Origin of the sequence: Terriglobus roseus, assembly GCF_900102185.1 — a bacterium.
GTDB classification, from domain to species: domain Bacteria; phylum Acidobacteriota; class Terriglobia; order Terriglobales; family Acidobacteriaceae; genus Terriglobus; species Terriglobus roseus_A.
On sequence record NZ_LT629690.1, the window covers coordinates 4,058,584 to 4,085,241 of the forward strand.

The 26,658-nt window shown below is 58.3% G+C and carries 24 protein-coding genes; 14 read left to right on the forward strand and 10 right to left on the reverse strand.

The features are described from left to right. The first annotated feature begins 108 nt into the window (after nucleotides 1-108). The 3 genes from BLT38_RS16975 to BLT38_RS16985 all read left to right on the forward strand — a co-directional run bounded on the left by BLT38_RS16975 (nucleotide 109) and on the right by BLT38_RS16985 (nucleotide 4,006). A complete protein-coding gene (locus tag BLT38_RS16975; protein ID WP_172838322.1) occupies nucleotides 109-909 on the forward strand; it encodes a TIGR03435 family protein in 801 nt (266 codons plus the stop codon). Nucleotides 910-952: 43 nt separating this feature from the next. Next, nucleotides 953-2,197: an alanine racemase gene (gene alr / locus BLT38_RS16980; protein WP_083346250.1), complete on the forward strand. Its 1,245-nt coding sequence runs from the start codon at nucleotides 953-955 to the stop codon at nucleotides 2,195-2,197. Between the two features lie 78 nt (nucleotides 2,198-2,275). Then, the gene (locus tag BLT38_RS16985) at nucleotides 2,276-4,006 is read left to right on the forward strand and encodes a coagulation factor 5/8 type domain-containing protein (RefSeq protein ID WP_083346251.1); all 1,731 of its coding nucleotides are present in this window, start codon (nucleotides 2,276-2,278) and stop codon (nucleotides 4,004-4,006) included. Nucleotides 4,007-4,012: 6 nt separating this feature from the next. On the opposite strand, the gene glmM is transcribed toward BLT38_RS16985, so the two are convergent. Genes glmM through BLT38_RS17000 form a run of 3 tightly spaced genes read right to left on the reverse strand, consistent with a single transcriptional unit; the run spans nucleotide 4,013 to nucleotide 7,749 of the window. Continuing rightward, on the reverse strand, nucleotides 4,013-5,362 hold the full coding sequence (gene glmM / locus BLT38_RS16990; RefSeq protein ID WP_083346252.1) for a phosphoglucosamine mutase: 1,350 nt from the start codon (nucleotides 5,360-5,362) through the stop codon (nucleotides 4,013-4,015). 60 nt (nucleotides 5,363-5,422) lie between these two features. Beyond that, nucleotides 5,423-6,988, reverse strand: a complete 1,566-nt coding sequence (gene xseA / locus BLT38_RS16995) for an exodeoxyribonuclease VII large subunit (protein ID WP_083346253.1) — start codon at nucleotides 6,986-6,988, stop codon at nucleotides 5,423-5,425. A 23-nt stretch (nucleotides 6,989-7,011) separates the two neighbouring features. After that, complete coding sequence (locus BLT38_RS17000) at nucleotides 7,012-7,749, reverse strand: tetratricopeptide repeat protein (RefSeq protein WP_083346254.1); 738 nt, start codon at nucleotides 7,747-7,749, stop codon at nucleotides 7,012-7,014. A 156-nt stretch (nucleotides 7,750-7,905) separates the two neighbouring features. Here BLT38_RS17000 and BLT38_RS17005 point away from each other — a divergent pair, with 156 nt between their 5' ends. Further along, on the forward strand, nucleotides 7,906-8,664 hold the full coding sequence (locus tag BLT38_RS17005; RefSeq protein ID WP_083346255.1) for a TIGR03435 family protein: 759 nt from the start codon (nucleotides 7,906-7,908) through the stop codon (nucleotides 8,662-8,664). Nucleotides 8,665-8,668: 4 nt separating this feature from the next. Here the strand turns inward: BLT38_RS17005 and BLT38_RS17010 are convergent, their stop codons facing one another. Together BLT38_RS17010 and BLT38_RS17015 are read right to left on the reverse strand one after the other, a co-directional pair. Next, entirely contained in the window at nucleotides 8,669-9,499 is an 831-nt protein-coding gene (locus BLT38_RS17010) for a hypothetical protein (protein ID WP_083346256.1), read from the reverse strand. After that, complete coding sequence (locus tag BLT38_RS17015) at nucleotides 9,492-10,844, reverse strand: multicopper oxidase family protein (protein WP_083346257.1); 1,353 nt, start codon at nucleotides 10,842-10,844, stop codon at nucleotides 9,492-9,494. The genes BLT38_RS17010 and BLT38_RS17015 overlap by 8 nt, the downstream gene beginning before the upstream one ends. Nucleotides 10,845-11,086: 242 nt before the next feature. Here BLT38_RS17015 and BLT38_RS17020 point away from each other — a divergent pair, with 242 nt between their 5' ends. The 5 genes from BLT38_RS17020 to BLT38_RS17040 all read left to right on the forward strand — a co-directional run bounded on the left by BLT38_RS17020 (nucleotide 11,087) and on the right by BLT38_RS17040 (nucleotide 15,351). Further along, nucleotides 11,087-11,521: a hypothetical protein gene (locus BLT38_RS17020; RefSeq protein WP_083346258.1), complete on the forward strand. Its 435-nt coding sequence runs from the start codon at nucleotides 11,087-11,089 to the stop codon at nucleotides 11,519-11,521. A gap of 136 nt (nucleotides 11,522-11,657) precedes the next feature. Further along, the gene (locus BLT38_RS17025) at nucleotides 11,658-12,797 is read left to right on the forward strand and encodes a lactonase family protein (protein ID WP_172838323.1); all 1,140 of its coding nucleotides are present in this window, start codon (nucleotides 11,658-11,660) and stop codon (nucleotides 12,795-12,797) included. 24 nt (nucleotides 12,798-12,821) lie between these two features. After that, nucleotides 12,822-13,088 carry a hypothetical protein gene (locus BLT38_RS17030; RefSeq protein WP_083346260.1) on the forward strand — a complete coding sequence of 89 codons (267 nt, stop codon included), beginning with the start codon at nucleotides 12,822-12,824 and terminating at the stop codon, nucleotides 13,086-13,088. A gap of 27 nt (nucleotides 13,089-13,115) precedes the next feature. After that, a complete protein-coding gene (locus tag BLT38_RS17035) occupies nucleotides 13,116-14,273 on the forward strand; it encodes a lactonase family protein (RefSeq protein WP_156785182.1) in 1,158 nt (385 codons plus the stop codon). A gap of 31 nt (nucleotides 14,274-14,304) precedes the next feature. After that, nucleotides 14,305-15,351: a lactonase family protein gene (locus BLT38_RS17040; protein ID WP_083346262.1), complete on the forward strand. Its 1,047-nt coding sequence runs from the start codon at nucleotides 14,305-14,307 to the stop codon at nucleotides 15,349-15,351. An 85-nt stretch (nucleotides 15,352-15,436) separates the two neighbouring features. On the opposite strand, the gene BLT38_RS17045 is transcribed toward BLT38_RS17040, so the two are convergent. After that, entirely contained in the window at nucleotides 15,437-15,976 is a 540-nt protein-coding gene (locus BLT38_RS17045) for an adenine phosphoribosyltransferase (protein WP_083347154.1), read from the reverse strand. 135 nt (nucleotides 15,977-16,111) lie between these two features. On the opposite strand from BLT38_RS17045, the gene BLT38_RS17050 reads away from it, so the two are divergent. Next, nucleotides 16,112-16,318, forward strand: coding sequence for a DUF2188 domain-containing protein (locus BLT38_RS17050; RefSeq protein WP_083346263.1), 207 nt, complete (start codon nucleotides 16,112-16,114; stop codon nucleotides 16,316-16,318). A gap of 30 nt (nucleotides 16,319-16,348) precedes the next feature. Here BLT38_RS17050 and BLT38_RS17055 read toward each other — a convergent pair whose 3' ends face one another. The 3 genes from BLT38_RS17055 to BLT38_RS17065 are packed head-to-tail and all read right to left on the reverse strand — an operon-like array spanning nucleotide 16,349 to nucleotide 18,079. Then, complete coding sequence (locus BLT38_RS17055) at nucleotides 16,349-16,654, reverse strand: acylphosphatase (protein ID WP_419865719.1); 306 nt, start codon at nucleotides 16,652-16,654, stop codon at nucleotides 16,349-16,351. Beyond that, entirely contained in the window at nucleotides 16,651-17,553 is a 903-nt protein-coding gene (locus tag BLT38_RS17060; RefSeq protein WP_083346264.1) for an alpha/beta fold hydrolase, read from the reverse strand. The genes BLT38_RS17055 and BLT38_RS17060 overlap by 4 nt, the downstream gene beginning before the upstream one ends. A gap of 52 nt (nucleotides 17,554-17,605) precedes the next feature. Beyond that, nucleotides 17,606-18,079 carry a YybH family protein gene (locus BLT38_RS17065; RefSeq protein ID WP_083346265.1) on the reverse strand — a complete coding sequence of 158 codons (474 nt, stop codon included), beginning with the start codon at nucleotides 18,077-18,079 and terminating at the stop codon, nucleotides 17,606-17,608. A 23-nt stretch (nucleotides 18,080-18,102) separates the two neighbouring features. Here BLT38_RS17065 and BLT38_RS17070 point away from each other — a divergent pair, with 23 nt between their 5' ends. The 4 genes from BLT38_RS17070 to trpE all read left to right on the forward strand — a co-directional run bounded on the left by BLT38_RS17070 (nucleotide 18,103) and on the right by trpE (nucleotide 24,717). After that, complete coding sequence (locus BLT38_RS17070; RefSeq protein WP_331711385.1) at nucleotides 18,103-20,307, forward strand: molybdopterin-dependent oxidoreductase; 2,205 nt, start codon at nucleotides 18,103-18,105, stop codon at nucleotides 20,305-20,307. A 105-nt stretch (nucleotides 20,308-20,412) separates the two neighbouring features. Beyond that, nucleotides 20,413-22,140, forward strand: coding sequence for a hypothetical protein (locus tag BLT38_RS17075; protein ID WP_083346266.1), 1,728 nt, complete (start codon nucleotides 20,413-20,415; stop codon nucleotides 22,138-22,140). Nucleotides 22,141-22,205: 65 nt separating this feature from the next. Beyond that, complete coding sequence (locus BLT38_RS17080; RefSeq protein WP_083346267.1) at nucleotides 22,206-23,159, forward strand: VWA domain-containing protein; 954 nt, start codon at nucleotides 22,206-22,208, stop codon at nucleotides 23,157-23,159. Nucleotides 23,160-23,199: 40 nt separating this feature from the next. After that, the gene (gene trpE / locus BLT38_RS17085; protein WP_083346268.1) at nucleotides 23,200-24,717 is read left to right on the forward strand and encodes an anthranilate synthase component I; all 1,518 of its coding nucleotides are present in this window, start codon (nucleotides 23,200-23,202) and stop codon (nucleotides 24,715-24,717) included. Here trpE and BLT38_RS17090 read toward each other — a convergent pair. Further along, the gene (locus BLT38_RS17090) at nucleotides 24,714-26,636 is read right to left on the reverse strand and encodes an ArnT family glycosyltransferase (protein ID WP_083346269.1); all 1,923 of its coding nucleotides are present in this window, start codon (nucleotides 26,634-26,636) and stop codon (nucleotides 24,714-24,716) included. The two genes, trpE and BLT38_RS17090, sit on opposite strands and share 4 nt — an antisense overlap. Nucleotides 26,637-26,658 lie beyond the last annotated feature (22 nt).

Sequence of the window (26,658 nt, forward strand, 5' to 3'; positions counted from 1 at the left end):
TGGATGCAGCCACCACCTGCACGGAATCAGGTCTGTAATCCGGCAAAGAGACATCTCCCAAGGGAACATCGGCAAAGATCACACGTATAAACGGTTATGGAAAATCCTTTGTCTCGTATCCGGCGATGGAACACGCCTGTCACGCTCGCATCCTTGCTGGTGCTCTGCAGCATTGTTCCTTCCGCAGCATTCGGACAAAAGGCGATGCCCGCAAATGCCGACCCGGACTGGGAAGTCGCATCGGTAAAAGCCACCGATCCCACGGAGACACGCGGCCAGCACATCAACATGGATGGAAGACGCGTGCTACTGCTTGGCACCACCGTGCAACAACTTCTGCTGATTGGCTATGGCATGCAAAAAGTTCAGATCGCCAATATCCCGGCGTGGGCCGAGACACAACGCTGGGACATTGCTGGGGTCCCGGACACAGAAGGATCACCCAGCCTGACTCAGGTACAGACGTTGATGCGGAAGATCCTGGCGGAACGCTTTGGACTGCAACTACACCACGAACAGCGGGAGATACCCGTGTTCGTGTTGACCGTGGCAAAGGGTGGCTCAAAGATGGTCGCGAACACGAGCAAACCCAATGGCCCGATGGACCAGAGAAACAGCCACTCCAGCGCGCTGCACGTGGAGAATCTTACGAACACGGCCATCTCCGAACTTGTGTTGATCCTGCAATTCAGCGTGAACCGGCCTATCGTGGACCAGACAGGGCTGAAGGGACGTTATGACCTGAAGCTGGAATGGGCACCGGACGATGCTCCGCCCAGTGACGCTGCCGACGCACCACCGGGCCTGTTCACGACAATCCAGTCACAAGCCGGGCTGAAGCTACAGCCAGTGAAAGCACCCGCGGATACGCTCGTGATCGACGCGATATCGAAGCCAAAGCCAGACTGATCTGTACTGTGCAATCGCAGAACGATAGCATCAGAACAGCCGTATGCGATCTGTACTTCCAAGCCACACGCGCCCCATCTGGGCGGAGATTTCCGCTTCACGCCTTGTCGCCAACTACCGCGCACTGCAGGCCGCTGCAGGACCGCAGGTGGAGATGCTTGCCGTCATCAAGGCAAACGCCTACGGCCACGGAGCCACGGAATGCGCACCGATTCTCGCCGCTGCTGGTGCGAAGTGGCTTGGTGTTACATCCGTAGAAGAGGGTGTGGCAGTACGGCAATCGCTGGGCATTCTGCCGCAGGGCATGCCGCAACCTCGACTGTTGGTGATGTGCAGCGTTTGGTTTGGCGAAGAAGCTTCGGTCCTCGATTACGGCCTCACTCCAGTTGTGTGGGAGACGTACCACCTGGATCTGCTGGAAGCAGAAGCAAAGCGGCGAAGACTCCCTGCGCGATCGCTTGCTGTGCATGTGGAGATCGACACCGGCATGTCACGACAGGGCGTTGCTCCCGGTGCGTTGCTGCAGCAACTGCTGGCGCGCTTCACTGAAGAATCGCCGCTGCTGCTGGAAGGTGTGATGACACATCTTGCATCAACGGAGATCGCCGACGATCCGCAGGACCGTCGCCAGATGCGCGACTTCAAACTTGCGTTGGAACAAGTGGCCGCGGCGGAATTACAGCCAGCATACGTACACGCAGGAAACACCTCATCCACTGATAGTGGCTACATGCCCACCGCGATTCCCGCGTTGGCGGCTGAACTGGGCGCAAAGGCTATGACGCGCGCGGGGCTTGCACTGTACGGCTATACGCTACCGCTGGAGCTGTGCATGAGCGGCGGCTTCCCTGAACCGCACGTTGGCTGTTCTCTTCGACCAGTGATGACGTGGAAGACGCGCGTGGTGAGTCTCCGCGATATCGCTGAGGGAACAAGCATTGGTTATAACTCCACTTTCGTTGCAACCAAGCCGATGCGGGTGGCTCTGTTACCAGTGGGTTATGCGGATGGCTTCCGTCGTGGACTTTCTTCTTCGACAGAAGAGGCAGGTGGATATGTTTTGCTGCACGGCATGCGCGCGGCGATTCTGGGCCGCGTATCCATGGACCTGACTGTTGTGGACGTGACACATCTCCCACAAACCAAGATTGGTGACGAGGTGGTGTTGGTTGGCAGCATGGGCACAGAGTTTGTAGGAGCCAACGAGCAGGCCCGGATTGCAGGCACCAGCGTGTACGAAGTCCTATGCGGCATTAGCGATCGCGTGCCACGCGTCGTGGTGGAATAACGCACACGCAATTTACACTCAGTCGATCTCGCGCGTGAACGATCGCGCGCTGCCACTTCGTTGGGAGAGTTTCACGCAATGCTTCTGCGCATCCTCACGGCAACTGCTGTTCTTCTGCTTGCTGGCTCATCGCTTGCACAACATGCAACGAAAGCACCCGACCTGGGCCCGAATGTGTTCGTCTACTCTCCCAAAGACAACGCAGAAACGATGCAGGCAAAGATCGACACAGTCTATGCCGAACAGCACCACAGCGAATTCGGCAGCGGCCGTTATGCCTTCATCTTTCTTCCGGGCCAATATCACTTAAATGTTCCTGTGGGCTTTTACACACAAGTCATCGGTGCAGGTGCGTCGCCTGAGGATGTGCGCATCTCTGGCGATGTCCACTCCGATGCTGCGTTGAAGAACAACAATGCCACCACCACGTTCTGGCGCGGCGTCGAAGGATTCTCCGTAACCCCGACAAACGGAACGATGCAGTGGGCTGTGTCGCAGGCAATCTTCTTTCGCCGCATGCATGTGTATGGCGACGTGGTGCTGCACCAGCAACATGGATGGGCGAGCGGCGGATGGATGAGCGACACGGTTGTGGATGGAGTCGTCGATTCCGGGTCGCAACAACAGTGGCTCTCCCGCAATACCGAATGGCAACGCTGGACCGGCTCGAACTGGAACATGGTCTTCGTTGGTACGAACAACATGCCTGAAGGCGAGTGGCCTAAACCGCCCTACACGAAAGTTGCGAAGACCCCTGTGGTGCGTGAGAAGCCATTCCTCTTCGTCGGTGCGAAAGGCATATGGTCTGTGCGCGTACCTGCGTTGCAACACGACTCCGTGGGTGCGACATGGCATGGCGGAAACACTCCAGGCCACAACATTCCTCTGTCGCGCTTTTTCATCGCACATCCCGAACACGACACTGCAGACACCATGAATGCCGCGCTGGCGCAAGGCAAACACCTGCTGCTGACACCAGGCACATACGACCTGAACAAGCCATTGCGTGTAACTCACGCGAACACTGTTGTACTTGGTCTGGGTTTCGCAACGCTGCACCCTGTTGCAGGCACAGAAGCGATGACGGTTGCCGATGAAGACGGCATCACCGTCTCTGGGCTGTTGTTTGATGCAGGCGAAAAGAAGTCGCCTTCGCTGCTGGAAGTGGGAACACAGCACAGCGTTCGCTATCACGCGGCGAACCCGATCTCACTGCATGATGTGTTCTTCCGCGTTGGCGGAGCAACCGTTGGAAAGGCGGGCGCGAATCTTGTGATCAACAGCAACGACACGATTGTGGATCACACTTGGATCTGGCGCGCTGATCACGGAAAGCCCGGCACCGTTGGCTGGAACATCAATGAAAGCGACAACGGCCTGATCGTCAATGGCAATCGCGTAACGATCTACGGCCTCTTCGTAGAACACCATCAGCAGTATCAGGTGCTGTGGAATGGCGAAGCCGGACGCACCTACTTCTACCAATCCGAAATTCCCTATGACCCGCCGACACAATCCGCATGGACAGACACAAACGGCGCAAAGGGTTGGGCCTCATACAAAGTAGCGGACAACGTGAAACAGCACGAGGCGTGGGGTCTGGGCATTTACAGCGTCTTCCGCCATCCGGACGTGGATCTGGATCGAGCCATCGAAGTGCCGAACACGCCACAGGTGCGTTTTCATCACATGATCACGGTGGCCCTGGATAACCTGGGTGCCATTCGCAACGTGATTAACGACACAGGTGGAAGTACTCAGACAAAGCCGCGCAAAACACCGCAAGTGGCCGAGTACCCCACACCTTAGAGCGCGTTAAACGCCAAGCTCTGCGCGAATCGCATCCGCAATGGCCGAAGCGTGGAGCTTCATGGAAGACTCGTCTTCGGCTTCAATCATCACGCGTGCCAGCGCTTCGGTTCCGCTGTAACGAATGACCACGCGTCCCGTATCGGCGAGCGCGTTTTCAGCTTCACGAATCTTTTCCGCAACAGAAGGAATACCCTCCAGCGGTTTCTTCTCGCGCACCTTCACGTTGACGATGACCTGCGGGAATGTCTTCAGATCTTCCGCCAGCTTCGCTAACGATGTTCCGCTGCGATGCACAATGTCCAACAGCAACAGCGCTGTCAGCAGACCGTCGCCCGTTGTGGATTTGCCTGTGAACAGGATGTGGCCGCTCTGTTCGCCGCCCAGCGAGGCTCCGGTGCCCTTCATCTGTTCCAGAACATATTTATCGCCCACGGGTGCACGAAGCATGCGGATGCCGCTGCGCTTCAATGCGGCTTCAAGCCCCATGTTGCTCATGGTGGTGGCCACGACTGTGTTGTCATGCAGCAATCCGCGTGCCTGCAGATCACGCGCGGCAAGCAGCATGACCGCATCGCCATTGATCACGCGACCATTCTCGTCGGCAAACATGGCGCGATCCGCGTCACCGTCAAAAGTGATGCCGATGTCGGCCTTATCTTCAAGCACGTACTTCGCTACAACTTCAGGCTTGGTTGCGCCACACTCGACATTGATGTTGCGTCCATCAGGGCTGGCGTTGCGGATGCGAACCTCGCCTCCGAGTCCCGCGAACAACTGGGGTGCAACTGCCGACGCAGCTCCATTCGCGCAATCGACCACGAGGCGCTTGCCATCCAGCGATAGACCCGGGACTGCGGCCAGCAACGAACGCACATACTCCGCTCGATCGGCTTCTTCCACGGCAGGGGCCGCGGTGTGAATCGACGAGTGGTTCGAGTTCGACTCCAACTGACGGAAAATCTCTTCTTCAATGGCAAGCTCGGTTGCGTCAGGCAGCTTGTATCCGTCCGGACCGAAGACCTTGATGCCGTTGTCCTGCCATGGATTGTGAGACGCAGAGATGACCACACCCGCAGAAAAGCCGTGGGAACGAGTCAGGAACGCAATCGCCGGCGTGGTGATAACGCCTGCGGATTCCACCACGGCACCGCCATTGCGGAGTCCTTCGGTGATGGCAGCAGCAATCCATTCACTGGATTCGCGCGTGTCCATACCGAGGATGACCTTCGGTTGTGTGCCGGGGGCGGCAATATGATGCGCCAGTGCAACGCCAACTGCGTGGACTGTGCGAGGGTCGAGGGGGGCTTGTCCTGCAACGGCGCGGATGCCGTCTGTTCCGAAGAGCTTTCTCATTCGTGTCTGATTCCTGCCGTATCCATTCTAGGCGTGGGATATGAGAAATTGACGGCGATATTAGGGATTCCGCGTGTTTCCGCTAACTATCGCACGGACTGCACCATGCGCCACACGCGCCGTAATGGTTTCTCCCTCCGCCGTGCTCGATGCGTCCCTGAGGAGGGAGCCATCTTCGCGATACACCAAGGCGTAACCGCGTTCCAGAATGGCCGTGGGTGAAAGCGCATACAGACGTGCCCCTGCACGCTCCAAGCGCTGTCGAGAGTGCACCACGAGCCCAGCCGCCGTGCGCTCCAGTCGCTGCTGCAAATGCTGCTGTTGCGCTGTCGCCAGCAATACCCGACGATGGACATCCTGCCGCTGCAGCCGTTCCGAAACCTGACGAAGCTGTGCGGCACGCGCCTGCAAAAGCCGCTGCGAAAGCGCCTCCAGGCGGAAACGCGCACTGTCCACACGCTGATGACGGCGGTTGATGCTGTCACGAAGGCGTGCGAAAGTACCCTCTGCGGACACGCGCAGAAAACGCTGTCGCGCATGCATCTGCTGGAAACGGACAGCCCGAAACAACCGCGCTTCCAATGACTGCACACGCTCTTCAATGCGATGTTGCGCCGCAGTAACAATCTCAGCAGCGGCAGAGGGCGTGGGAGCGCGCAGATCTGCTACGAAATCCGCGATAGTGAAGTCCGTTTCATGACCAATAGCAGAGACAACGGGAATGTCGCTGCTGGCGATGGCCCGCGCCAGAGCCTCGTCGTTAAAACCGCTCAAGTCCTCCGCTGAACCGCCCCCGCGCGCGATCAGGATGACGTCCACGCGATGCGCTTCCGGCGCGTCATTGAAGTAGCGCAGGCCACGCATCACATCCGGAGCGCACGTTGGCCCCTGCACCGTCGCGGCAAACACCAGAAGATTCAACCTTGCATGCCGCCGCCGCACCACCGTGGCAATGTCGCGCAGCACGGCACCCTGCGTGCTGGTAATCACGCCAACCGTGCGTGGAAACGGTGGCAGCGGGCGCTTCCGATCCTCGTCAAACAGCCCTTCGGCACGCAGTTTCGCCTTCAATTGTTCAAAGGCAAGCTGTAACGCGCCCGCGCCGCGCGGTTCCAGTGAATTTGCAATCAGCTGCAGCTGCCCACGGCTCTCAAACACGCTGACACGCCCGCGCGCCAATACACTAAGGCCATCTGTAGGTTTGAATTTCAGCAGCGCTGCTTCACGACGGAAAAGCACCACCGGCAACTGCGCATCGCCGTCCTTCAGCGTGAAATACAAATGACCTGACGGCGCGGGGCGGCAATTGGAAACTTCGCCCTCAACCCACACATCCGCGTACTCGCGCTCCACGCGAAAACGCAACGCCGAAACCAATTCCGCGACGGACCAGAGCCTGCGCTCTGGAACCCTCTCATCTTCGCGTTCAGGGAGAGCTTCCGGCTCATCTTCTTCTGCAACTGCCTCTACCTCAGGCTCGGCAAAGAGAAGCCCAAACTGGCCCAGCCGATCAGCCACGGGAGGCTTTGTCGCAGACGGCGATGGCGGCTCCTTTGGCCTTCCGGCACTGGAGCGTCGACGAATCAACTCTGCCAATGTTGCCGGTGGTTTCTCGGGAGCCGCCATGCGGTGTTCCTTTTACGTGTTACTTAGCGTGCCGCGGGGCCGTTCAGCTTTTCGCTGGCCAGTTCAGCAGCGGCGCTCTTCGGATCCTTATCCTTGATCTCCGCGTAAATCTTCTTCGCGTCGGCAGACTTGCCGTCAGCATCGTACATTTCCGCAAGCTGCAGCTTCGCCAGACCAGAAGGCACCAGGTTCGACGGCTTGGCGATGATGCGGTTGTACTCTGCCACGGCGTCGCTGGTGCGGCCCGTCTGGTGGTACAGACCGGCCAGCGCCAACCCCGCCAAGTTCGAGATATCGCGATTCCAGCTTCCGGCGGACTTCTTCAGCAACTCCTCAGCCGAGGCATTCTGGCCGGTCTGCAGGGCGGTCAAGCCCTCCAGATACAGCGCATTGCGGCCTGCATCGGTCATGCCGTAGGTATCGGCAATAGCCTTGAACTCTGCATTGGCAGCCTTTGCACGCTCATCCGTGGAACCAAAGCTGCGCGTGCTGGCGGGAACTGGATTCTCCGCGGAACGGATGGGTGCCGCGTAGGTCTGCATGGCAGCAGAAAGCTGGTTCGCAGCCTCAGCGGAGCGGTGGTTGTACACCAGAACGCCTGCCGCCACGACAACGACCACAACCACCACAGCGATGGCCAGGTTCAATGCGAGCTTGCGGTTATTTGCAAGGCTGTCCAGAACGCCTGTCTTCTTGGTCACGAACGATGCGTCAGCGTGAACGGGCAGCGGCGAGGTACGGGTGCGGTTGGGTGTGTCCAAGAGTCAGAATCCTTTTGCGTGCGGCGGTCGCCTTCTTCTTGAGGCCCGGGCGCGAATGAGTCGGCGCAAATTCCGCCAAGCGTAAGTTTAGCAGTGAAGGGTAGCGGCAGCGGATAGCAGGCTGTATGCTGCCCCGAAAGTGGTGCAGGAGGCAGAATGAGCGGTTGTAACTTTCTGGTTGCAGCTCTGTTGACCATGCCATGCATGGCACAGATACCAACACCACCCACAGGCTTTGAGGTGGCGACCATCAAACCGACACCGCTTGTGAATGACGGGCGCAGTCATATCAACTATCCGCAGGGTGGCGACTTCAGCACATCCAACGTGACGCTGATGCAGTTGATTTCATGGGCATTTGATATGCAGCCAAAGCGCATTTTGAATGGACCAGACTGGATCAACAACCAACGGATCGATATTCAGGCGAAAACCGATGCCTCGGCAGATGCCAAGCTGCGAACGATGTCGAACACCGATGCCAACGCCGAGAAGCGTCGCATGGTGCAGGCGTTGCTGGTGGAGCGGTTTGCTTTAAAGGTGCACCGGGAGACGCAGACGCTGAATGCGTTCGATCTGATTGTCGATGGCCAATCCAAACTGACAGCCAGCACCACCAACGACAACCGCTGGGATGGTGGAAGGACATATCTGCGCGGTACGGGCTTCTCAACAGACATACTCGCAGAGCAGCTGAGCCGACCAGCGGGCAAGGTGGTGGTAAACCACACCGGCCTGGCTGGCCGCTACGATGTGAAGCTGGAATGGTCACCCGACGACGGGAGCGCTCCCAACAGCGACGCACCGGGCTTCTTCAAGGCCGTCCAGGAGCAGCTTGGGTTAAAGCTCGTGCCAGCGAAGGAACCTCTGGACGTGCTGGTGCTGGACCATGTGGAGCAGCCCTCGCAGAACTAGCCGCTTATTCCACCTCAGACGGCTTCTTCCAGGAAAACCGGCGGCCGAGGATGAACTTCACAATTAGGTGATCCGTCGCTGCCGTGGCGCCTAATCCAGCGCCGAAATTGATCTCCCATTTTGGCGACACGTTCAGATCTGTGACCAGAAAGATCTGCTGCTGCTGGTTATGAAGGTTGTCGAACTGACCTAACCGGCCGTAGTCCGCATAGTATTCCGGCCCAATGCTGACGGCACGATTTACGTCATAGCTGACTTTGACGCCGGGCGCAAAACCCAATCCCTGCCCAACATCCGGACCATGCCAGGTGCGTTCCAGCGCTGGATTTAAGGCGAAATACCATCGGCCCACCGACTTATCGAGAATCGGACGGATCTCCCACGTCCACGTATCCGGTGAGTAGACCGCGCGTTGATAACCAACCTCTGTGGATAGGCTGACACCAATCGGCCAATGCCAGCTATCCGGCACGCGGACGCGTGGACGAATATGATCGCCCACCCACTGAAGGCCATGCCCATCCTGCTCGCTGGTGAAGATGTAAAAGCCCACCTCTGACCAGTCGTTCAGTCCCTGCGTGATCTCAATGGTTTCGTGTTGCTGATGATTGGTGGGGTAGACGCCCTGCAACGTGTAACGCTGGCCCTTCGCGGTGAAGTTCGAATGGAGCTCCACCATGGTGTTGCCACGAGGCACCGTGTCCGAGCCATAGACCTGAATCTCGTAATTGCCCTGCGCCATGACACTGCGTGAGGCACACAGGCCTGCCGTGGCTATCGCCGTCAGCAACCAGCCCCGCGCGTTCGTCCATCGCTGTGCCGTTTTCTCAGGCATAGCGGAACACCATCATGAAGCCTAGATCCATGTGGTTTTGCTGGTGGCAGTGCAACAGCGAAAGGCCCGGATTGGACGCGGTAAACTCCACCGCCGTCTCCGCGCCAGCAGGCACCAGCACCGTGTCTTTCATGACACCGCGGGTCCGCCTTCCGCCAGCCAGTTCTCGCAGTTCAAACGTGTGACGATGCAGATGCATCGGGTGGTCGTCCATGCTCTTGTTTTGAAAACGCAGACGATAGCGACGACCCTGCACCAGCACTGGCATATCGGTATCGGGATAGGACTTGCCGTTGATCATCCAACGTTCCTGCGAGCCGTGCCCCTTGAAACGGCTCTCCAGCACAAGCGGAATCTCTTCTACTTCCGAAGCGGCCACTGCATCTGCGTCGGCGGTTCCGAACTGCGCATAATCCCAGGCCAACGACGAAGACTGTAACCACGCCGGCTTCTTCGTGCTTCCGGCATACTCAATCACCGTGCCCATGCCAGCCGCTTGAATGTGTTTGCGGACCTCGCCCAGCACCCACACGCCCGGATGATCCATCTCAACCCACGCGGACACGCGCTCTGCTGGCGCAAGGCGAAGCATCGTAGCCGTAGAAGGCGTAGCGACTGGATTGCCATCCAGTGCAATGACATGAAAGGTATGCCCCGCCAGCCCGATCCAGTGCACCTCAGTCGGCGAAGAATTCAGGATGTGGAACAGAACACGTTGCCCCTGCTTTACGCGAATGGGTTCGCCATAGCCGAGCATGCGGCCGTTCACCGTGCTGATGTCATACGTGGGATTCATGGAGCCGTCGTCGCCGCCGGTCAGATATCCGTTCCAGTCGTGCAGCGCCAGAAAATGTTCCGCGTCATAGTTGCCCGGCTCATTTGCCGATTCCACGTACAGAAATCCGTGCTGGCCGCTGTACTGCGCCTTCCGCAAATCGTTCCCGGCAAAGGTATGCGTGTGATACCAGCGGAAACCTGCCGGTTGGGGCGTCATCTGGAATTGCACCGTGGCGCCCGGCGCCACCATGGGCGTTCCCTCTTCCATTGCGCCGTCAATCGCAGAGGGAAGGTGCAGACCATGCCAGTGCACAATCTCCTCCGACTTGGTGCGATTCACCACTCGGATAGTGCTGGCGCGCCCTTCACGCAAGCGCAGCAAGGGCCCAGGAACCTGGCCGTACCCAACAGTGCGGATAAGGTGCTTCGGCGAAGCTTCCACGGTGCAGGCATCAATGGTGACGATGTGGTCCGGAGTCTCTTGCGCACGGGAATCCAGCAAACCCACACAGGCAGCCGCGCCTGTGGCCATCATGAAGTCACGCCGATTCCATGTGCGGGGTTGCATCGAAAAGCTCCTTCGGAGGAGGACAGCGTTTGAGGGAGCTGTTCTGCTATCTCTCGCTACGCTAACCCGCACCCCATCGGACACTTCCAGTCCGAGAAGCCCTGTTTTCGCCAATTTCCCTGTTTTAGGCCTCAAGATGAACAAGATGTCATGCATCTCGCCAATCCAGAGCGCCACGGCTTGCCCATCGCCGGAGGAATCCTTAGTCTGGAAGCAGCACCCGCTGCGAGAGGACCCTGCTGATGTACGAGGATTTCACCGTCGAAGATAAGTGGACCGAAGAAAAGCTGCACTGCGTCTGGAAGGGCACGGTTGTCGCCATTGCCACGCGCCACGCGGACGCCACGGACATTCGCTTTGACGTGAGCGGCCGCCCGGTTTGGATTGCCATGCCCAACGTGGCCTGGGTGCAGATGAAGCGCGCCACCGGTTTCGTTATCACCGACTATGCCGCCGCGCAGGCCGCAGGCAAGTATCTGAAGACCATCATCCAGAACGGCTACGACAATGGTCGCGAGATGTACACCATGACCATCGATGAAGTGCTGGCAAACGTGAAGGCCGTGGTGGACGAAGCCGGATCGACTGGCAACCTGCCCGCGCTTCCCGTGATTAATGACAACGTGGCACCGGAAAACTACTTTGGCCATCTGCCGGCTGAAGGCGGCACGCTGTAAGTTAGCTTTTGAATTTCAGTGGTTACGAAAGGAGCGCCCTGGGCGCTCCTTCACTGTTTGCTATGAACAACATCTGAGGCCGCGTGGCGGGTTGCATGAAGGCGTATGCTGGTGGCGCGTCCCCGGAGCCCTCGCAATGAATCGTCGTCACTTCGCCTTTGGCCTGCCTGCTACCGCCTTTGCCTTACGCTCCTTTGCCATCCAGCCGACACTGTCGCTCCATCGCAAAACAGCCTTCATCGGCACCACGGGCAAGGAGGCGCAGGGCATCTTCCAGACCTCGTTCGATGCGAAGACCGGCACCTTCGCGCCGCCGGATATGGCAGCCAAACTTCCTGGCAACGACTCCATGACGTTGAATCCGCACCAGCGCAATCGTCTTTACACCACCGCCATAGTGGAAGGGATTGCAGCGGTACAGGGCTTCGAGATTACTGGCAATGCAGAACAGCCGTTGCGGCCCATCAATCAGCAGACCGCCAAGGGCAGCATCCCAAACTTTATTTCCATTGACCCCAGCGGACGCGTGGCCATGGTGGCCGATTGGGGTAGCGGCGACGTGAGCACCTACCGCGTTGATCACAACGGCGAGCTATCACCTTATGTCGAACACATCGAATACGGCGCAGACCACCACGGCCCACAACCCGCGCAACCGCACAGCCGTTGCCACTCCATTCTGACCGCGCCAGGTGGCCGCTTTGTGCTCGTGAACGACTTCGGCTGCGACCGCATTTACGTCTATGCATTCAACGCAGAGACGGCAAAGCTCACACCGCATGACCCACCGTTCTACACAGCGGCGCCCGGTTCTGCACCACGGCATCTTGTGTTTCACCCCAACGGCAAGTGGATCTACTGCAATAACGAACTCACGAATACCGTCGATCTGTTGGACTGGGATGCGAAGCGCGGCACGCTGAAACTTCGTGAAAGCGTGAGCACGCTTCCGGTAGACGCTCCGCCAAAGTGCCGCACGGCGGACATGGCGCTTTCAGCAGACAACCGTTTTCTTTATTGCAGCGTGCGCACGCTCGAAAGCTTCGTCACTTACGCTGTGCAGCCCGACGGAACGCTGCGGCGCATCCAGTTCCTGGCATCGCAGGGAGTGGAGAACCGCTGCATCACGCTGGATGCCACAGGGCACTGGTTGATTGCAGCAAACCAACGAAGCAACGATGTATCCGTCTTGCCGCGCAATCCAAAGACCGGCCTGCTGAGTGCGCAGGTGAGCAGCATCAAACTGCCGGGTGCCTGCTTCGTCCTTTGGGCTTAGCGCGAATGCGCTACCATCGCACCCATGTTCGTTCGTCGCATTGCGCTGGAAGTGGTCCACGAAGACGGCGCCACTTCTCCTGTTCCGTTGAAGGGGCTGGACAGTTTCGCCATGCGCAACTTCACCAACGACGCGATATTCGACGACACGCTCCCACTTGCGGACGGCCTGATGGAAGTGGGCCTGCGCGTTCCGCTGGACCTGCTGCGCGATCGCATGGAGGACTGGCTGCGCCGCAAGGGCTATCTTGGTAGGGACGAAAAACTGCGAGTGAGCGAAGTGTCTGAATGAGGCTTCGCTGAAAAAGGAGTGAAGCGGGTGCAGACACGGCGTGAGTTTCTGGCGGGATCGGCGGCAGTAGGAGCCTCAATGATGGTGCGTGGCGCGGCAGCGCAGGCAAAGGGGCAGCGGTTGTTCATTGGCACCGCCAACACCGCGCGTGACGGCTCCGGCATTGGCCCCGGCATCTTCGCCGCACAGTTTGTCGATGGCAAACTCACCCAGCCCGAGTTGATTGCGAAGATCGATAGCCCCGGATTCCTCGCTACAGCGAAAGGAATGCTCTTCGCGCAGGCTACCGCATCGAACGCCGCAGGCAAGCGCGTCTCGGTGGCCGTGAGCTACCGCATTGGCAGCGGTCATTCCATCTCGGAACTCGGCCGCGCGTTCTCGCAGGATGGCGGCGGATGCCACATTGGCGTGTCGAAGGATGCGCGTGCGGCTTTCATTTCGAACTACGGCCCGGGCAACGTCTCGTCATTTCTTGTGGAGCCGAGCGGCAAGATGAGCGAGGCCAGCTTCATTCAGTTCCCCGCCAGCGAACATGGCCCTGACAAGGATCGCCAGACGAGCGCGCACGCTCATTCCGGACTCACGTCGCCGGATGGCGATTTTGTTTTCGTCAACGATCTGGGCTGCGATCGCATTCACGTCTTCCGCCTCGATCACGCAACCGCAAAACTAGAGCCGCATAAGCCAGATCACTGGGCAGGAACCGCAGGCGCAGGCCCACGCCATCTTGTGTTCCATCCCAACGGCGAATGGGTTTACAACATCAACGAAATGGGTTCGAGCGTAGACCAGCTTCTGTGGAATCCAACCCACGGCGTGCTGACCACCAAGGGCACATGGAGCACGATTCCCAACGGCGCACCCGGCAAGGATCAATCGCGTTCGTGCGAGATGTGTTTCTCCAAAGACTTCCGCTTTCTATACGCATCGAACCGTATCCACGAAAGCTTCGCCGTTTTCGCGATTGATGCCGCCACCGGCAACTTGAAACTGATCCAGGAGCGCATGAACCCAGGCCACGAGTCGCGCCATATGGCGATTGACGCCAGCGGTAAGTGGTTTCTGAGCGCCAACCAGTTCTCTGGCGACATTTCGGTCTTCCCCATCGACACCGCGACAGGAAAACTGGGCGAGCGCACCTCGCAGGTGCAGATTGCCGGGCCAAGCTGCCTGCTGTTTGCCTGAAAACAAAGCATCATAAGAAGCAGGAGAAGCAATGAGTCAGGAACGTGTTTTCATTGGCACCAGTAGCGGTGGCCGCGGCATCTATAAAGCCTCCTTCGATTCGGAGCGAGGTCTGCTGACCGAGCCGGAACTGGTGTCCGATGCGCCCAAGCCAAGCTGGCTGCGGTTTGCTGGAAACGGCAGCCTGTTGACCACATCGCAGCCATCGGGTGACGGTGTACCCGGCGAAATCATCGCCTTTGCTGTGGACGCTGATGGAAAGCTCACCCAACAGAGCCGTGCCGCGACTGGCGGCCAAAATGCCGTGGCTTTTGACGAGCGTGACGGCATCGTTGTCGCAGCGAACTACCTCAGCGGATCGGCAGCATCCTTCCAGTTCTCTCTTGGTGGACTGCTGACACCGGAGACGCTGGCGACCTTTGACGCCGAAGAACACGGCCCCGATCCGAAGCGTCAGGACCACAGCTACGCGCACGATGCGACGTTCTCGCCCTGCGGCAATTACGTCTTCATCAACGACCTTGGCTGTGACCGCATCCGCATCCTGAAAGTGGATCGTCCCAGCGGAAAACTGAGCGAATACGGAGCATGGCTGGCTACGCCGTGCGAGGGGCCGCGTCACGTTGCGATTCACCCCAACGGCGTGTGGGTTTACAACATCAACGAGATGGGCTGCACGATTGACCAGCTTGCCTGGGATGCCGCCGCCGGTACGTTGACGACACTGTCCACGGTACGCACCCTACCGCCAGGTGTTTCCAAGGTGGACGTGCGCGCCAGCGAAGTCATCTTCGGCAAGGATCTGCGCTTCCTCTACGCCTCCAACCGCGTGCATGAAGACTTTGTGGTGTACGCCATTCACCCGGAAACTGGCGGACTGCTGGAGGTACAGCGCCTCGCCAACCCCGGCAAGGAGTCGCGCCACATTGCTATTGATCCCACAGGCCGCTGGTTCCTGAGCGCCAACCAGTTCACAGATGAAGTGTTGGTGTTCCCCATCGACGAAGCAACAGGATTCCTGCAGCCGACCGTCTCCGGTGCGGCTGTGAAATCACCAAGCTGCATTCTGTTTGGTTAAATCTCAACGCAACGAAAAATCCCGGATCATTCTCAGCGATTGAGAATGATCCGGGATTTTCTGACTTAAACGCGCAGAGTTCGGGTTACTCGTTGTAATGCAGGAGCGAGTACACATCGACATCCGGGAACTTCTGGCGACCCTTCAGGAAGTCCAGTTCCACGGCAAATGCCACACCGGCAATCTCTCCACCAAGCTGCTTCACAAGCTGCACCGTAGCCTGCATGGTGCCGCCGGTTGCCAGCAGGTCATCCACAATGACCACACGCTGGCCGGGCTGGATGGCATCCAGATGGATCTCCAGCGAGTCCGAACCGTACTCGAGGTCATAGGTCACGCGAGCGGTGGGAGCGGGCAGCTTCTTCGGCTTACGCACGGGCACAAAACCTGCGTTCAGGCGATACGCCATCGCCGGCCCAAAGATAAAGCCACGGGCCTCAATGCCCAGAACCAGGTCAATCTGCTTGTCGATGTAATACGCCGCAAAGGCGTCAATCATCTGCGCAAAGCCAGCTTTGTCTTTTAGCAGCGTGGTGATGTCGTAAAAGAGGATGCCGGGCTTGGGAAAGTCAGGGACCGTGCGGATGAGGTCCTTCAGAGGTTCGCAGTTGATGAGGTGGGACATGCCTCCATTGTAGCCAGATGGCGCGTGGAAACGTTGCCTGATCTGCACCACGCAAAGCACCGTCCTGCCGGTTGCCGCCACCCGATTCAACGGCTGCGGAGCCGGAGGCATCTCACAGCAGCAAGGAGATGCGTAATGTCCACAAACAAGCACTATTTCGTCGAAAAGAACGAGGGCGGCAAGTTCGCGGTGCGTGCGCAGGGTTCCCACCACGCCAGCAGCCTGCACGCAACGCAAGAAGAGGCCATTGCAGAGGCAAAACGCCTGAATCCCGCCGACCACCCGAACGTGGAGCGTGTACGTAATGTGGGAGCTGGCCCGGATAAGTGGCGCGCCGCATAGGCACGTCGCTTCCCGTGAAAGGCGCCTACGTTACACGGCGCCTTCAATACGAAATTCCGTGAGCGAATCCGCTTCCGCATCCTCAAGGTTGTGGATGCGGATTCGATCCACTCGAGATCCCCTGCTGCCGCGTTGCAGAGCGGTTTCCAATTCCGCAATTTGCTCCGGTGAGCCCGCGGCAACCGCCTCCACGTGGCCATGAGGAGAGTTGCGCACCCATCCTCGCAGGCCGATTTCCGCGGCCTCGCGCTGCACAAACCAGCGAAAACCCACGCCCTGGACGCGGCCCTCCACCTGGTAATGCCGCACGATCAAACCCTGTTCCTGTTCACTCACGCGTTTGGCTCCAGCAGGTGTTGCAGAATTGCGTCCGTTACAGGGCCCGGTTGTTCACGTTGCGGGAAATGCCCCACACCCTCCAACAGCAACCGGCGATAGCCGTTGGTGAAGTGCCTGCCTGCACCGTCGGTGGTCTCGGGCAACACGCAGTAATCTTCCATTCCGTGAACCAGCAGCGTAGGCACATCCAACGTCACCGTTGCATCGTAACGCGCCTGCTGCACGGCATATTGCGGATCAGCTTCTGCATGACCCCAGCGCACACGGTAGTAGTGCAACACCACGTCGACAAAATCCTTGTTCGTCCAGCATTGCGCGGCGGCGGCCAGTTCCTGTTCTGAGAACCAACCCTCCGGTCCCCACGTATGCCACTGGCGTTTGCAGAATGCCAGCGGATCCACGCGGAACGCCGCTTCGCCAGGCTTGGTGCACAGAAACCACTGGTACCAGTACGCCTCTGATTGCGACAACTTCGGAGCTTTCAGCGAACCAGGTTGAAACGCCACAGACAATGTCACCATGCGGTTCAGCCGCTTGGGATGCAGTGCCGCCAGCGTGTAGCCAACGCGCGCACCCCAATCGTGACCAACAAAATCGAACGTCTTCCACTTCAACGCATCCGCCAGATCAAGAACATCCTGCGCAAGAGCAACAGCCTGCCCCGTGCGACGAGGCTTGCGGCCAAGCAACGGCGAGCGAAACTCCGTGGCGCCATAACCGCGCAGATACGGGACGACAGTGCGATACCCCGCGCCATGCAATGCTGGCAATAGCTTGTCAAAAGTTCGCGGCGAATCCGGCCAGCCATGCACCAGCATCAGCGGCCTGCCATTCTTTGGGCCACCCTCTTCGTACACAAGCTTCAGGGTGGAGGTCTTCACTTCGTGAACGCGCATATCTTTAGGATGCACCCCTTGTGCAGTTTGAAACACACAACCGATTCGGAAATCAGGTGGTGTGGTCCAGAACAATCTTCCATCCCTCTGCTGTTTTCTCAAGCACCAGGGAGAACGTGCCGGACGCATTGCCACCTTTGTTCTTGGCGCGTTCCAGCGAATACCTGCCCGTGGCCATGGCAAAACGAGCATCCAGAATGTGTGGCTCCAGATCGCTGAAGGTCAGCACGCCCATGGTGGCCCGGTCGGGATAATTTTTCTTGTATGTGGCCTCTACATCTTCAAAACCGTGTGCCACACCATTGCTGATCACAATCAGGTCTGGCGATTTCTTATACAAACTCAGGAAGCCGTTGAGATCACCCGCGTTCCATGCGCGTTCCTGCGAGAGCAACACTTTCACCACATCCAGCTCGGCCTGCGGCAGCACCTTCATCTGCTCGCCTTCGGTACGCTGCGCGGAGGCACACAGCGGCGTAGTCACCACTGCGATTGCAAAAACCACACTGCGGATGATGCGACGCATTCCCGGAAAGCCTCCGCTGCAGATTGACCGTTCTCTTTGCCACATGGAACTTCTACAATCATCTTATGGGCAGCGGGAACGAACTCGCGTCGGCAACACGCACAGTCCATGTGACCTGCTCGCTGGACTGCCCGGATAGTTGCGGCATCATCGCCACCGTCGACAACGCAACGGAGCGAGTCGTCCGCATCACCGGCGATCCAGAGCATCCTGTCACGCGAGGATTCCTCTGCGGCAAGGTCGCGCGATACCTCGACCGGGTTTACGCACCGGACCGCCTGCTGCACCCCATGAAGCGTAAGGCGAATGTGCCGAAAGGCCCGCTGAAGCACGGCGAAGAGTTCGCTGCATTCGAGCGCATTTCGTGGGATGAAGCGCTGGACACCATCGCGCAGCGCCTGCAATTCATCAGCGATGAGCACGGGCCGGAATCAGTTCTGCCCTACAGCTACGCAGGAACCATCGGCCAGCTTGGCTACGGCTCCATGGATCGCCGTTTCTTTCATCGCCTGGGAGCGTCGCAGCTTGATCGCACCATCTGCGCCAGTGCGGGGTCAGCCGCGCTGAATACGGTTTATGGCGTACGAATTGGGCCGGAGCCGCAGAGCTTTGTTCACGCGAAGCTGATCCTTGCATGGGGTGCGAATCTGCACGGCAACAGCATCCACCTTTGGCCCTTCGTAGAGGAGGCACGCCGCAATGGTGCTCGTCTTGTGGTGATTGATCCGTATCAGACGAAGACAGCAAAGCTTGCAGATGAACACATTGCTCTGACACCCGGTACAGACACCGCACTGGCCATGAGCATGATGCATGTGATCCTTCGCGATGGATTGGAGGATCGCGACTACATTGCCGCATGTACGCATGGCTTTGAAGCATTGCGTGAACGTGTGATGACTGCGGAATACGCTCCGGAGAATATAGCGAAGATTTGCGGCATTGACGTAGAAACCATCGTCACGCTGGCACGCCGCTATGCCACTACAAAGCCTGCGGTCATCCGCATGAACTACGGCATTCAGCGCACCGATAACGGTGGCACAGCCGCGCGCGCCGTGGGCATGCTGCCGTTGCTCACCGGCGCATGGAAACACCATGGCGGCGGCCTGATGTTGTCGTCATCAAATGCGTTCGGCTTCAACTCTGCAAAGCTGCAGATGCCGGAGCTGATGCACGCGAGTCCGCTTCATCGTGAAGCACGCATGGTAAACATGAGCCAGCTTGGCCATGCTCTGACCGAACTAACCACGCCGCACATTCATGCGTTGTTCGTCTACAACTCCAATCCCGGAGCCGTTGCGCCCAATCAGAATGCGGTGTTGCGTGGCATGCGTCGTGATGATCTCTTCACCGTCGTACACGATTGCTTCCTGACAGACACGACGGACTATGCGGACATTGTTCTGCCATCGCCCTCGTTCCTGGAACAAGATGACGTGCAAGGAGCCTACGGCCATTACGTGGCACAGCTTTCTTTGCGCGCCATGCAGCCACAGGGCGAAGCACGCAGCAATGCATGGCTGTTCGGCCAGCTTGCGCAACGCATGGGATTCGATGAGCCATGCTTCCGCGATACAGAACACGATCTGATCCGACAGGCGCTGGACACGCAGCATCCATGGCACCAAGGCATCACCATGGAAGCACTTCAAGCGCACGGAAACATGATGCAGTTGACATTGCCGCGCAATGAATGCGGCGAGTTCATGCCTTTCACCGACGCATCGTGGTTCAGAACGCCTAGCGGAAAAGGCGAATTCTATTCGGAATCACTGTTGGAACAAGGACTGGACCCGCTGCCGGCGTACGTTGCCGCCCCTGAGCGCAAAGACAGCACGCAACCGCTCCGCATGCTGGCACGCAAGGCAGACAACTGGATGAACTCCACCTTTGCGAACATGGCGAAACATCGCGGCATGGAAGATGCGCGCATTGGCTTAAACATTGTAGAGATGCATCCAGACGATGCTTCTGCCCGTGGTCTGCATGAAGGTGATGAAGTCGAAGTAGCGAATGAACGCGGCTCGATTCGCTTGGAGGTTGCTTTCACTGGTCGTGTGGTGAAAGGCACGGTCGCTACATCGTTGGGCTGGAACAAGCTGTCGCGCGACGGCAACGGAGTCAACGTGCTCACCAGCGAACGCGTCACCGACATTGGCGGCGGAGCCACCTTTTACGCCGTCAACGTGCAGGTTTCGCGTGCTGCAACATCCGTCCTGCAGTAGAAACAGGAACTGGTTCGCTCATAAGACCCTCTTTCGATACCGAAATTCAAGAACCTTTCAACAACTGTGGCAACATCTTCGGGCACCTCATGGCTCAAACGGAGGATGATTCGTCGCCTTGCCCTGATCCTGTTTCTCGCGACGCCGATTGTCGCCACTGCACAGAATCCGCTTCTTGATCAGACGATCAAATCTGGTGCCTTTGCAGAGTCGGTCACTACGATTTGCTCCCAGAAAAATCCTCGCGGAGCACAGCAATACAACGCTGCGCTGGCAGCATGGAAGCAGCGCAACCACTGGGACGCCATTCTGCCCAAGGCGACGCCGGGCGCGTACGACGAGGCCTCCGCAACGGCAGTGCAGGCGCTTCGCAGGCAGGGCTCCAAGGCAATCGCCCTGTGCCTGGATATGAACAAAACTTTGAGTGCCTTTGACCCGTCGCGGCAACATGCGCAGGAGCTGGCACAACTCGCCTCCGGTGAAGGTGAAGCTCCAAGCAATGGAACGCAGTCGCAGCCACCAACCATCACGGCGCAAACCCCGTCGCCATCGCCCAGTGCGCCCACCGTCGCACAACAGGCCGCGACACAACCGACTGCACCACCCGCCACAACTCCACCACAACAAGCACCAGTGGTTGCCGCTGCGGCAGGTGGCAGAGCACAGGTGGGCGACGCCAGCTTCGTCGTCCCCGCTACGTGGCGCGCTGGTAAAACAACCGCAACGGGCGCACTCTATCAACGCCCTGCGAAGGACCGAGGCTCGTTCACTGCATTCGTGCTGGAACAGAAGCCAATGCAGGGCGATCCCAAGTCTTCCTTTGCAATGAGTGTGCGTGGCATGTTTCCGGGCAAGACGCCGCAGCTGAAATACATTTACGAAGCAAAGACCCGCACGGGTCTTGCCGCCTTTCAGGTACGCGATGGCAGCCAGTTGATGACTGGCGGTCGCAGCAAATCGGTAGCGCTGCGCGCGGTTGGCGTGCAACTGCCCGGCAATCAGATGTTCGTGATTTTGCTCATCAGTTCCGACGGCTACTCCGGTAAGTCCGACGCAGAGAAAGAGCTTGGTGCCGTGGTCTCGTCTCTGAGCTTCCGTTCGCAGAGCAGCGGTCAACCTTGGGACCCATTGACGAACCACGGCAACGGCAATGCCACAGGCGTCTACTGGTACTCCACCATTACCAACATGCCCAATGCGTTTGGCGGCATGGATACACGCGCCGAGCGTAAGTATGTGGTGCTGTTGCCGGGAGGGCGTGCATATCGCGACCTGCCAAAGGGCGGTCATATCACGGACATGGACTTTGCCCGTGTCTGCAGCGATCCCAAAGCGATGCAAAACTGCGGCAGCTATGACCTGCAAGGCAGCACGGTAACGTTTCGCTGGCCATCAGATTTTGGCCTGATGAGTGTGAGTTCTGGCCCGTACGTTGCAGGCAAGTCGCTGAAAAACGAAGACTCTGAGTACTATTACGTCAAACCCGTGTCGGGAGACGTTCGGCTGAGTGGCCGCTACACCAGCTTCTTCGCAAGCGTGGGTTCTACTGCCTTTAGCTCAAACTCGGTCTCATCTGAAAAATCGATTACTTTCGCTCCGGATGGCCGTTATCAGAAGCAGGGGTTTTCCGCTGCCAGCTTCACCAACTCAGGTGCCGCAGGTACATTTGGCGGTAACAAAGCGCCTACGCAGGGCACGTATCAGATCAATGGCTACGAGTTGATTCTCAAACCTTCCAGCGGACCACCAGAGAGCTACACCGTTGTTTTTGAAGAGCAGAGTGCTCATCCCAAAGCCGTGTTCATTGACGATGATGGGTACCTGGCGAAGTAGCGGTATGCTTGTGCGTATCGATTTCGCTGTAGGCCGGTGCGGAGTCATCTTTAGGTAGACGTCGAATGCCTTCCCTTCCACGCATCTCCGTGTTGTTGGTGTCCTCCATGGTGTTTGGAGTTGCCATGTACGCACAGGATGTGCAGGTGGAAACGCTGCATGTGACGTCGCGTTTGGTGGAAGTCTCCGCCGTAGTGACAGACAAGACTGGTGAGCCACACACCGGCCTTACCAAAGACGACTTCACCCTGAAACAGGATGGCAAAGAGCAGACGATCCAGTACTTCTCTCAGGGCAATGAACTGCCGCTGACCTTCATCGTGATGATTGACACCAGCGGTAGCCAGCGCACCTTCATTGACGATGAACAACGCGCCTGCGATGTCTTCTTTGAAACCGTGCTCGGTCGGCCACAGGACCGCGCCGCGCTGATTGAGGTGAACGCCAACGTCCTCGCGCACAGCGATCTGACCAACGATCCGGGCAAACTGCACCTGGCGCTGTATGGGCTGCACTACGAGCAGCGGGCCGCTAACGCCACTCGCTTGAACGATGCCATCTACGCCCTCAGCAAAAACGTGCTTGCAAACGTTCGTGGACGCAAAGCGATCATCCTGATCAGCGACGGCGGTGACAACGGCAGCGCCACGAAACGCGCCGACGCCATTGCGGAAGCGCAGCGCGACAACGTGCCTATCTACGCTGTGTCTTACAGCGCATGGAGCGGTCTTCCGCAGCCCGCCTTCGCCAACTCCCCTGGGCGTTCCGGTGGCGATCCCGGGATGGAGAATCTGCAGGCGTGGTCTTCCGCCACCGGTGGGCATGTGTATCAGGTCAGCGCCGGCAGGACGCTCAAACACATCTTTGAAGACATTGGCCAGGAACTGCGCACGCAGTACGAAATTGGCTATAGCTTACCCTCCGACACCACGCCAAAGCAGTTCCACAAGCTGGAACTGAAGACGAAGGACAAGTCGCTACGAGTGCAGGCACGCAACGGCTTCTTCACGAATCCCTAAACGGCGATGCGGACAGTCCAGTACCATTAGTTCAGCCGCCATGCCACGCACCATTTCCGCCACGCCCGATCTGAAGAGCTTCCTCGCGCTCGTGAAGAAGAAGCACACGCTCATCCCTGTCTACCGCACGGTCACCGCCGATCTGGAGACGCCGGTAAGCGCCTTCCTGCGCATTGCCGCGGAAGAGCCGGAAGCATTTCTGCTGGAGTCGGTCGAAGGCGGCGAACGCATTGGCCGTTACACGTTCATTGGCATCCGTCCGTATCGCAAGCTGGAATCGCGTGGCCGCTCCATCACGGCGATCGATGGCAAGAAGACACGGCAGTATGAAGGCGACATCTTCCACGAGCTGAAGTCTGCGTTGAGCGAACACAAACCCGCGAAGCTGCCGGGCCTGCCACCCTTCACTGCTGGTGCCGTTGGTTTCTTTGCATACGACGTGGTGCGCCAGATTGAACGTCTTCCAGAGTCCGCAAAGGACGAGCTCGGCGTGCCCGACGCATGCCTGATGTTCTTCGACGAAGTGCTTGCGTTCGATCATGTGAAGAAGGAAATCTTCCTCATCATTACGGCCGATCTGAAACGCGAACCGGATGCGGAGAGAGCGTATGCAAAGGCTGTTCGCCGTCTGGATCGCCTTGAGAAACAGCTTGCGGGACCACTGCCTGCAATGAAGAAGCACAAGCCGCTGGGTCCGCTGCAGCTGACGCCTCGCACCGCCAAACGCGATTACATGAAGGCAGTTGCAAAGGTGAAGGATTACGTCACCGCTGGCGACATCTTCCAGTGTGTTCTGTCGCAGCGCTTCGATTGCCAGCCCGGCGTCGATCCATTTGAGATTTATCGTTCGCTGCGCATCGTGAATCCGTCGCCGTACATGTATTTCCTGCGCTTCCCGATGAAGAAGCCAGGCTCAAAGACAGAGACGCCTGCGCACATTGTGGGTTCATCGCCGGAACTGCTCGTACGCGTTCACGGCGGACAGATTGAGTATCACCCTATTGCCGGAACGCGCCCGCGCGGCGCTGACGAAGCCAGTGATAAGCAACTGGAAGCAGACTTGTTGCAGGACACGAAGGAAACCGCCGAACACGTCATGCTGGTCGACCTGGGCCGCAATGACCTGGGCCGCGTCAGCCAGTTTGGCTCCGTTGAAGTGAAGAAGTTGATGTTCATTGAGCGCTACTCGCACGTGATGCACCTGGTGAGCGCGCTTGAGGGCAAGCTGCGGCCTGATCTTGCTCCGATTGATGCGTTCAGATCCTGCTTCCCGGCAGGCACTCTCAGCGGCGCACCGAAGATCCGCGCCATGGAGATCATTGAAGAGCTGGAACCCACGCGCCGCGGCGTTTATGGCGGCAGCATCTTCTATGCTGATTTCAGCGGCAACCTGGATAGCTGCATCGCCATCCGCACGCTCTTCATGCACGGCAAGGACGGCTACATTCAGTCCGGTGGCGGCGTCGTGGCCGACTCTGTTCCGCAGACTGAGTACGAAGAGACCGTGAACAAATCTAAAGCTGTTGTGCGGGCGATTGAACGCGCGCGGTCGCGTTAGTAGATCGTGTCGCGGTTGCTGATGATCTGCTTTCCGCCACCTTCTGCAACGATGTAAGTTCTGCCCGGCAACACGGGCAGCTTGCCCGTCTCTGTCCACACAAAGATGCGCTGCACGCCCGTCCAGCGCAGGCGCATGGATGCGTCCGTCTCAAAAATATCTGGCGCATCCGTGAAGAACGAGCCATACCAAAGGCTCGACGAGCGTCCATTCCAGATATGAATGTTGTCGCGATGCAGATAGAAAGCAAGTGACGATGCTGACTCATACTTACCGTTGAACACAATCAGATCATCAGGCCGCAAATCTTCCTTGATCGTCAGAGCCAATCGTTCACTGCTGAGTACCGGAGCGAAGGTTTGCAACCCCTTATGCGCTGCAACAAGAAACATCGCAGTAGCAATGCCCAAAACGATGTTGGCATGATGCGGGCGATAGTTTTTTCGCAACCACCAAGCGACCAACGTGCCCATAAACAAAGCAATTGCAGCCAGCGTCAACGGATCGCGAAAAGCCCCCAAAGCGGTTGTATTCAGATCAAGAACATGCCCTAACAACGACGCGTGACCACCGCGATTCTGTCGCAGCATGGTTGCGAGATCGAATGTTGGCGGAGGCTCTTTCGCATGAAACAGAAAGAAGACGCAGACCAGCGAAGCAAGAGTTCCGAGCGCCACCAGGACAGCGGCGATGCGTTGACCACTCTGCCCTAACGGTGACGGAATCACTCCGTCCTCAACCTCGGTCGCTTCACGATCTATCCAGCCGCCAATCAAGATCGCAAAGAACGGCAGCGAGGGCAAAACGTAATACTCCTGCCGCGTGGAGAAGGAGAAGAGCACCAGCGGCGATAACGCAGCAATGGTCAGTAGCAGCAGCGTTTTCTGATCGTTGTTTAATGACGCGGCAACGCTGCGCGAACGAAACGCACGCCACGGTGCAGCGCCAACTGCCTTGAACAAAAACGCGCTCCACGGCATCATCCACACCAGCAGCAGCGCCCAGAACAACAGCAGCGGCACAGTGTCATAATCTCGTGGCATGCGAAGATTCAGGTAACGCAACAGGTGCTCGTTCATGAAGTAGAACCAGGTCCACCCATGCACGTTGCCATACGTCGGCTGGCCCACTTGCCAGCCCTTCCAGAACAGCGGAAAGATGTGCCCCGCATGCGTTAAACCTGCGGGATGCCCTTCCGTTGGGTTCGCGTGATCAACGGCAACATGCCACGGCGCACCGATAAGCAGGAATGCCACCAACGCCGAGATGGGGTGCAGCTTCCACATGCGGCGCAGAGTTCCCGCAAAGCCACGCGTGAGCAGCAGATACAGCACGATTGTGCCGATGGGAAGGACAACTCCGATCAATCCCTTGGTGAGGATGTTCAACGCGCAAGCCGCACCAAATCCAATGGCAGGTAAACGCCACGGATGCTCGCCCTGCTGCTCTGTGATCCAGAAGCAATACAGCGAAGCCGTGAGCCAGAGACACACGATGACGTCGGGTATCAGGATGCGCGTGAAGATGAATATCCCGAAGCTCAACAGCAACAACATCGACGCATAGAGACCTGCGCGTGCACTGCGAAAAGCACGGCGCGCGAAGCTCTCAGCCACCAGAAACATCGCCAGCGCGAACAGTGCCAGCGGCAGGCGCGCTGCAATGATTCCCACGCCGAACAGCTTCATACTGGCCGCCATGGACCAGTAAAGAAGCGGCGCTTTCTCCAGATAACGGATGCCGTTGGCGTACGGCGTGACGAGGTCGACGCGCTGCATCATCTCACGCGCGACTTCTGCATTCACAGAATCTGCGCCATCCAGCAGTGGCGGCACAATCAGCGTGAACGACGCGTAGAGAAACAGCCACAGCGCTATGAGGATTTTGCGATTACGGCTCGGGGTAAGCTCATACGCCATGGCCCCTTCAGCCTATCGCGAA

Bases quoted from the DNA above. Each gene is read 5' to 3' on its own strand.
- BLT38_RS16985 (WP_083346251.1), top strand. From the start codon at position 2,276: ATGCTTCTGCGCATCCTCACGGCAACTGCTGTTCTTCTGCTTGCTGGC.
- BLT38_RS17010 (WP_083346256.1), bottom strand. From the start codon at position 9,499: ATGCCTGAGAAAACGGCACAGCGATGGACGAACGCGCGGGGCTGGTTG.
- BLT38_RS17005 (WP_083346255.1), top strand. From the start codon at position 7,906: ATGAGCGGTTGTAACTTTCTGGTTGCAGCTCTGTTGACCATGCCATGC.
- BLT38_RS17060 (WP_083346264.1), bottom strand. From the start codon at position 17,553: ATGCGCGTTCACGAAGTGAAGACCTCCACCCTGAAGCTTGTGTACGAA.
- BLT38_RS17040 (WP_083346262.1), top strand. From the start codon at position 14,305: ATGAGTCAGGAACGTGTTTTCATTGGCACCAGTAGCGGTGGCCGCGGC.
- BLT38_RS17030 (WP_083346260.1), top strand. From the start codon at position 12,822: ATGTTCGTTCGTCGCATTGCGCTGGAAGTGGTCCACGAAGACGGCGCC.
- BLT38_RS17025 (WP_172838323.1), top strand. From the start codon at position 11,658: ATGAATCGTCGTCACTTCGCCTTTGGCCTGCCTGCTACCGCCTTTGCC.
- alr (WP_083346250.1), top strand. From the start codon at position 953: ATGCGATCTGTACTTCCAAGCCACACGCGCCCCATCTGGGCGGAGATT.
- BLT38_RS17080 (WP_083346267.1), top strand. From the start codon at position 22,206: ATGCCTTCCCTTCCACGCATCTCCGTGTTGTTGGTGTCCTCCATGGTG.
- BLT38_RS17090 (WP_083346269.1), bottom strand. From the start codon at position 26,636: ATGGCGTATGAGCTTACCCCGAGCCGTAATCGCAAAATCCTCATAGCG.
- xseA (WP_083346253.1), bottom strand. From the start codon at position 6,988: ATGGCGGCTCCCGAGAAACCACCGGCAACATTGGCAGAGTTGATTCGT.
- BLT38_RS17065 (WP_083346265.1), bottom strand. From the start codon at position 18,079: ATGCGTCGCATCATCCGCAGTGTGGTTTTTGCAATCGCAGTGGTGACT.
- glmM (WP_083346252.1), bottom strand. From the start codon at position 5,362: ATGAGAAAGCTCTTCGGAACAGACGGCATCCGCGCCGTTGCAGGACAA.
- BLT38_RS17075 (WP_083346266.1), top strand. From the start codon at position 20,413: ATGATTCGTCGCCTTGCCCTGATCCTGTTTCTCGCGACGCCGATTGTC.
- BLT38_RS17045 (WP_083347154.1), bottom strand. From the start codon at position 15,976: ATGTCCCACCTCATCAACTGCGAACCTCTGAAGGACCTCATCCGCACG.
- BLT38_RS17050 (WP_083346263.1), top strand. From the start codon at position 16,112: ATGTCCACAAACAAGCACTATTTCGTCGAAAAGAACGAGGGCGGCAAG.
- BLT38_RS17020 (WP_083346258.1), top strand. From the start codon at position 11,087: ATGTACGAGGATTTCACCGTCGAAGATAAGTGGACCGAAGAAAAGCTG.
- trpE (WP_083346268.1), top strand. From the start codon at position 23,200: ATGCCACGCACCATTTCCGCCACGCCCGATCTGAAGAGCTTCCTCGCG.
- BLT38_RS17015 (WP_083346257.1), bottom strand. From the start codon at position 10,844: ATGCAACCCCGCACATGGAATCGGCGTGACTTCATGATGGCCACAGGC.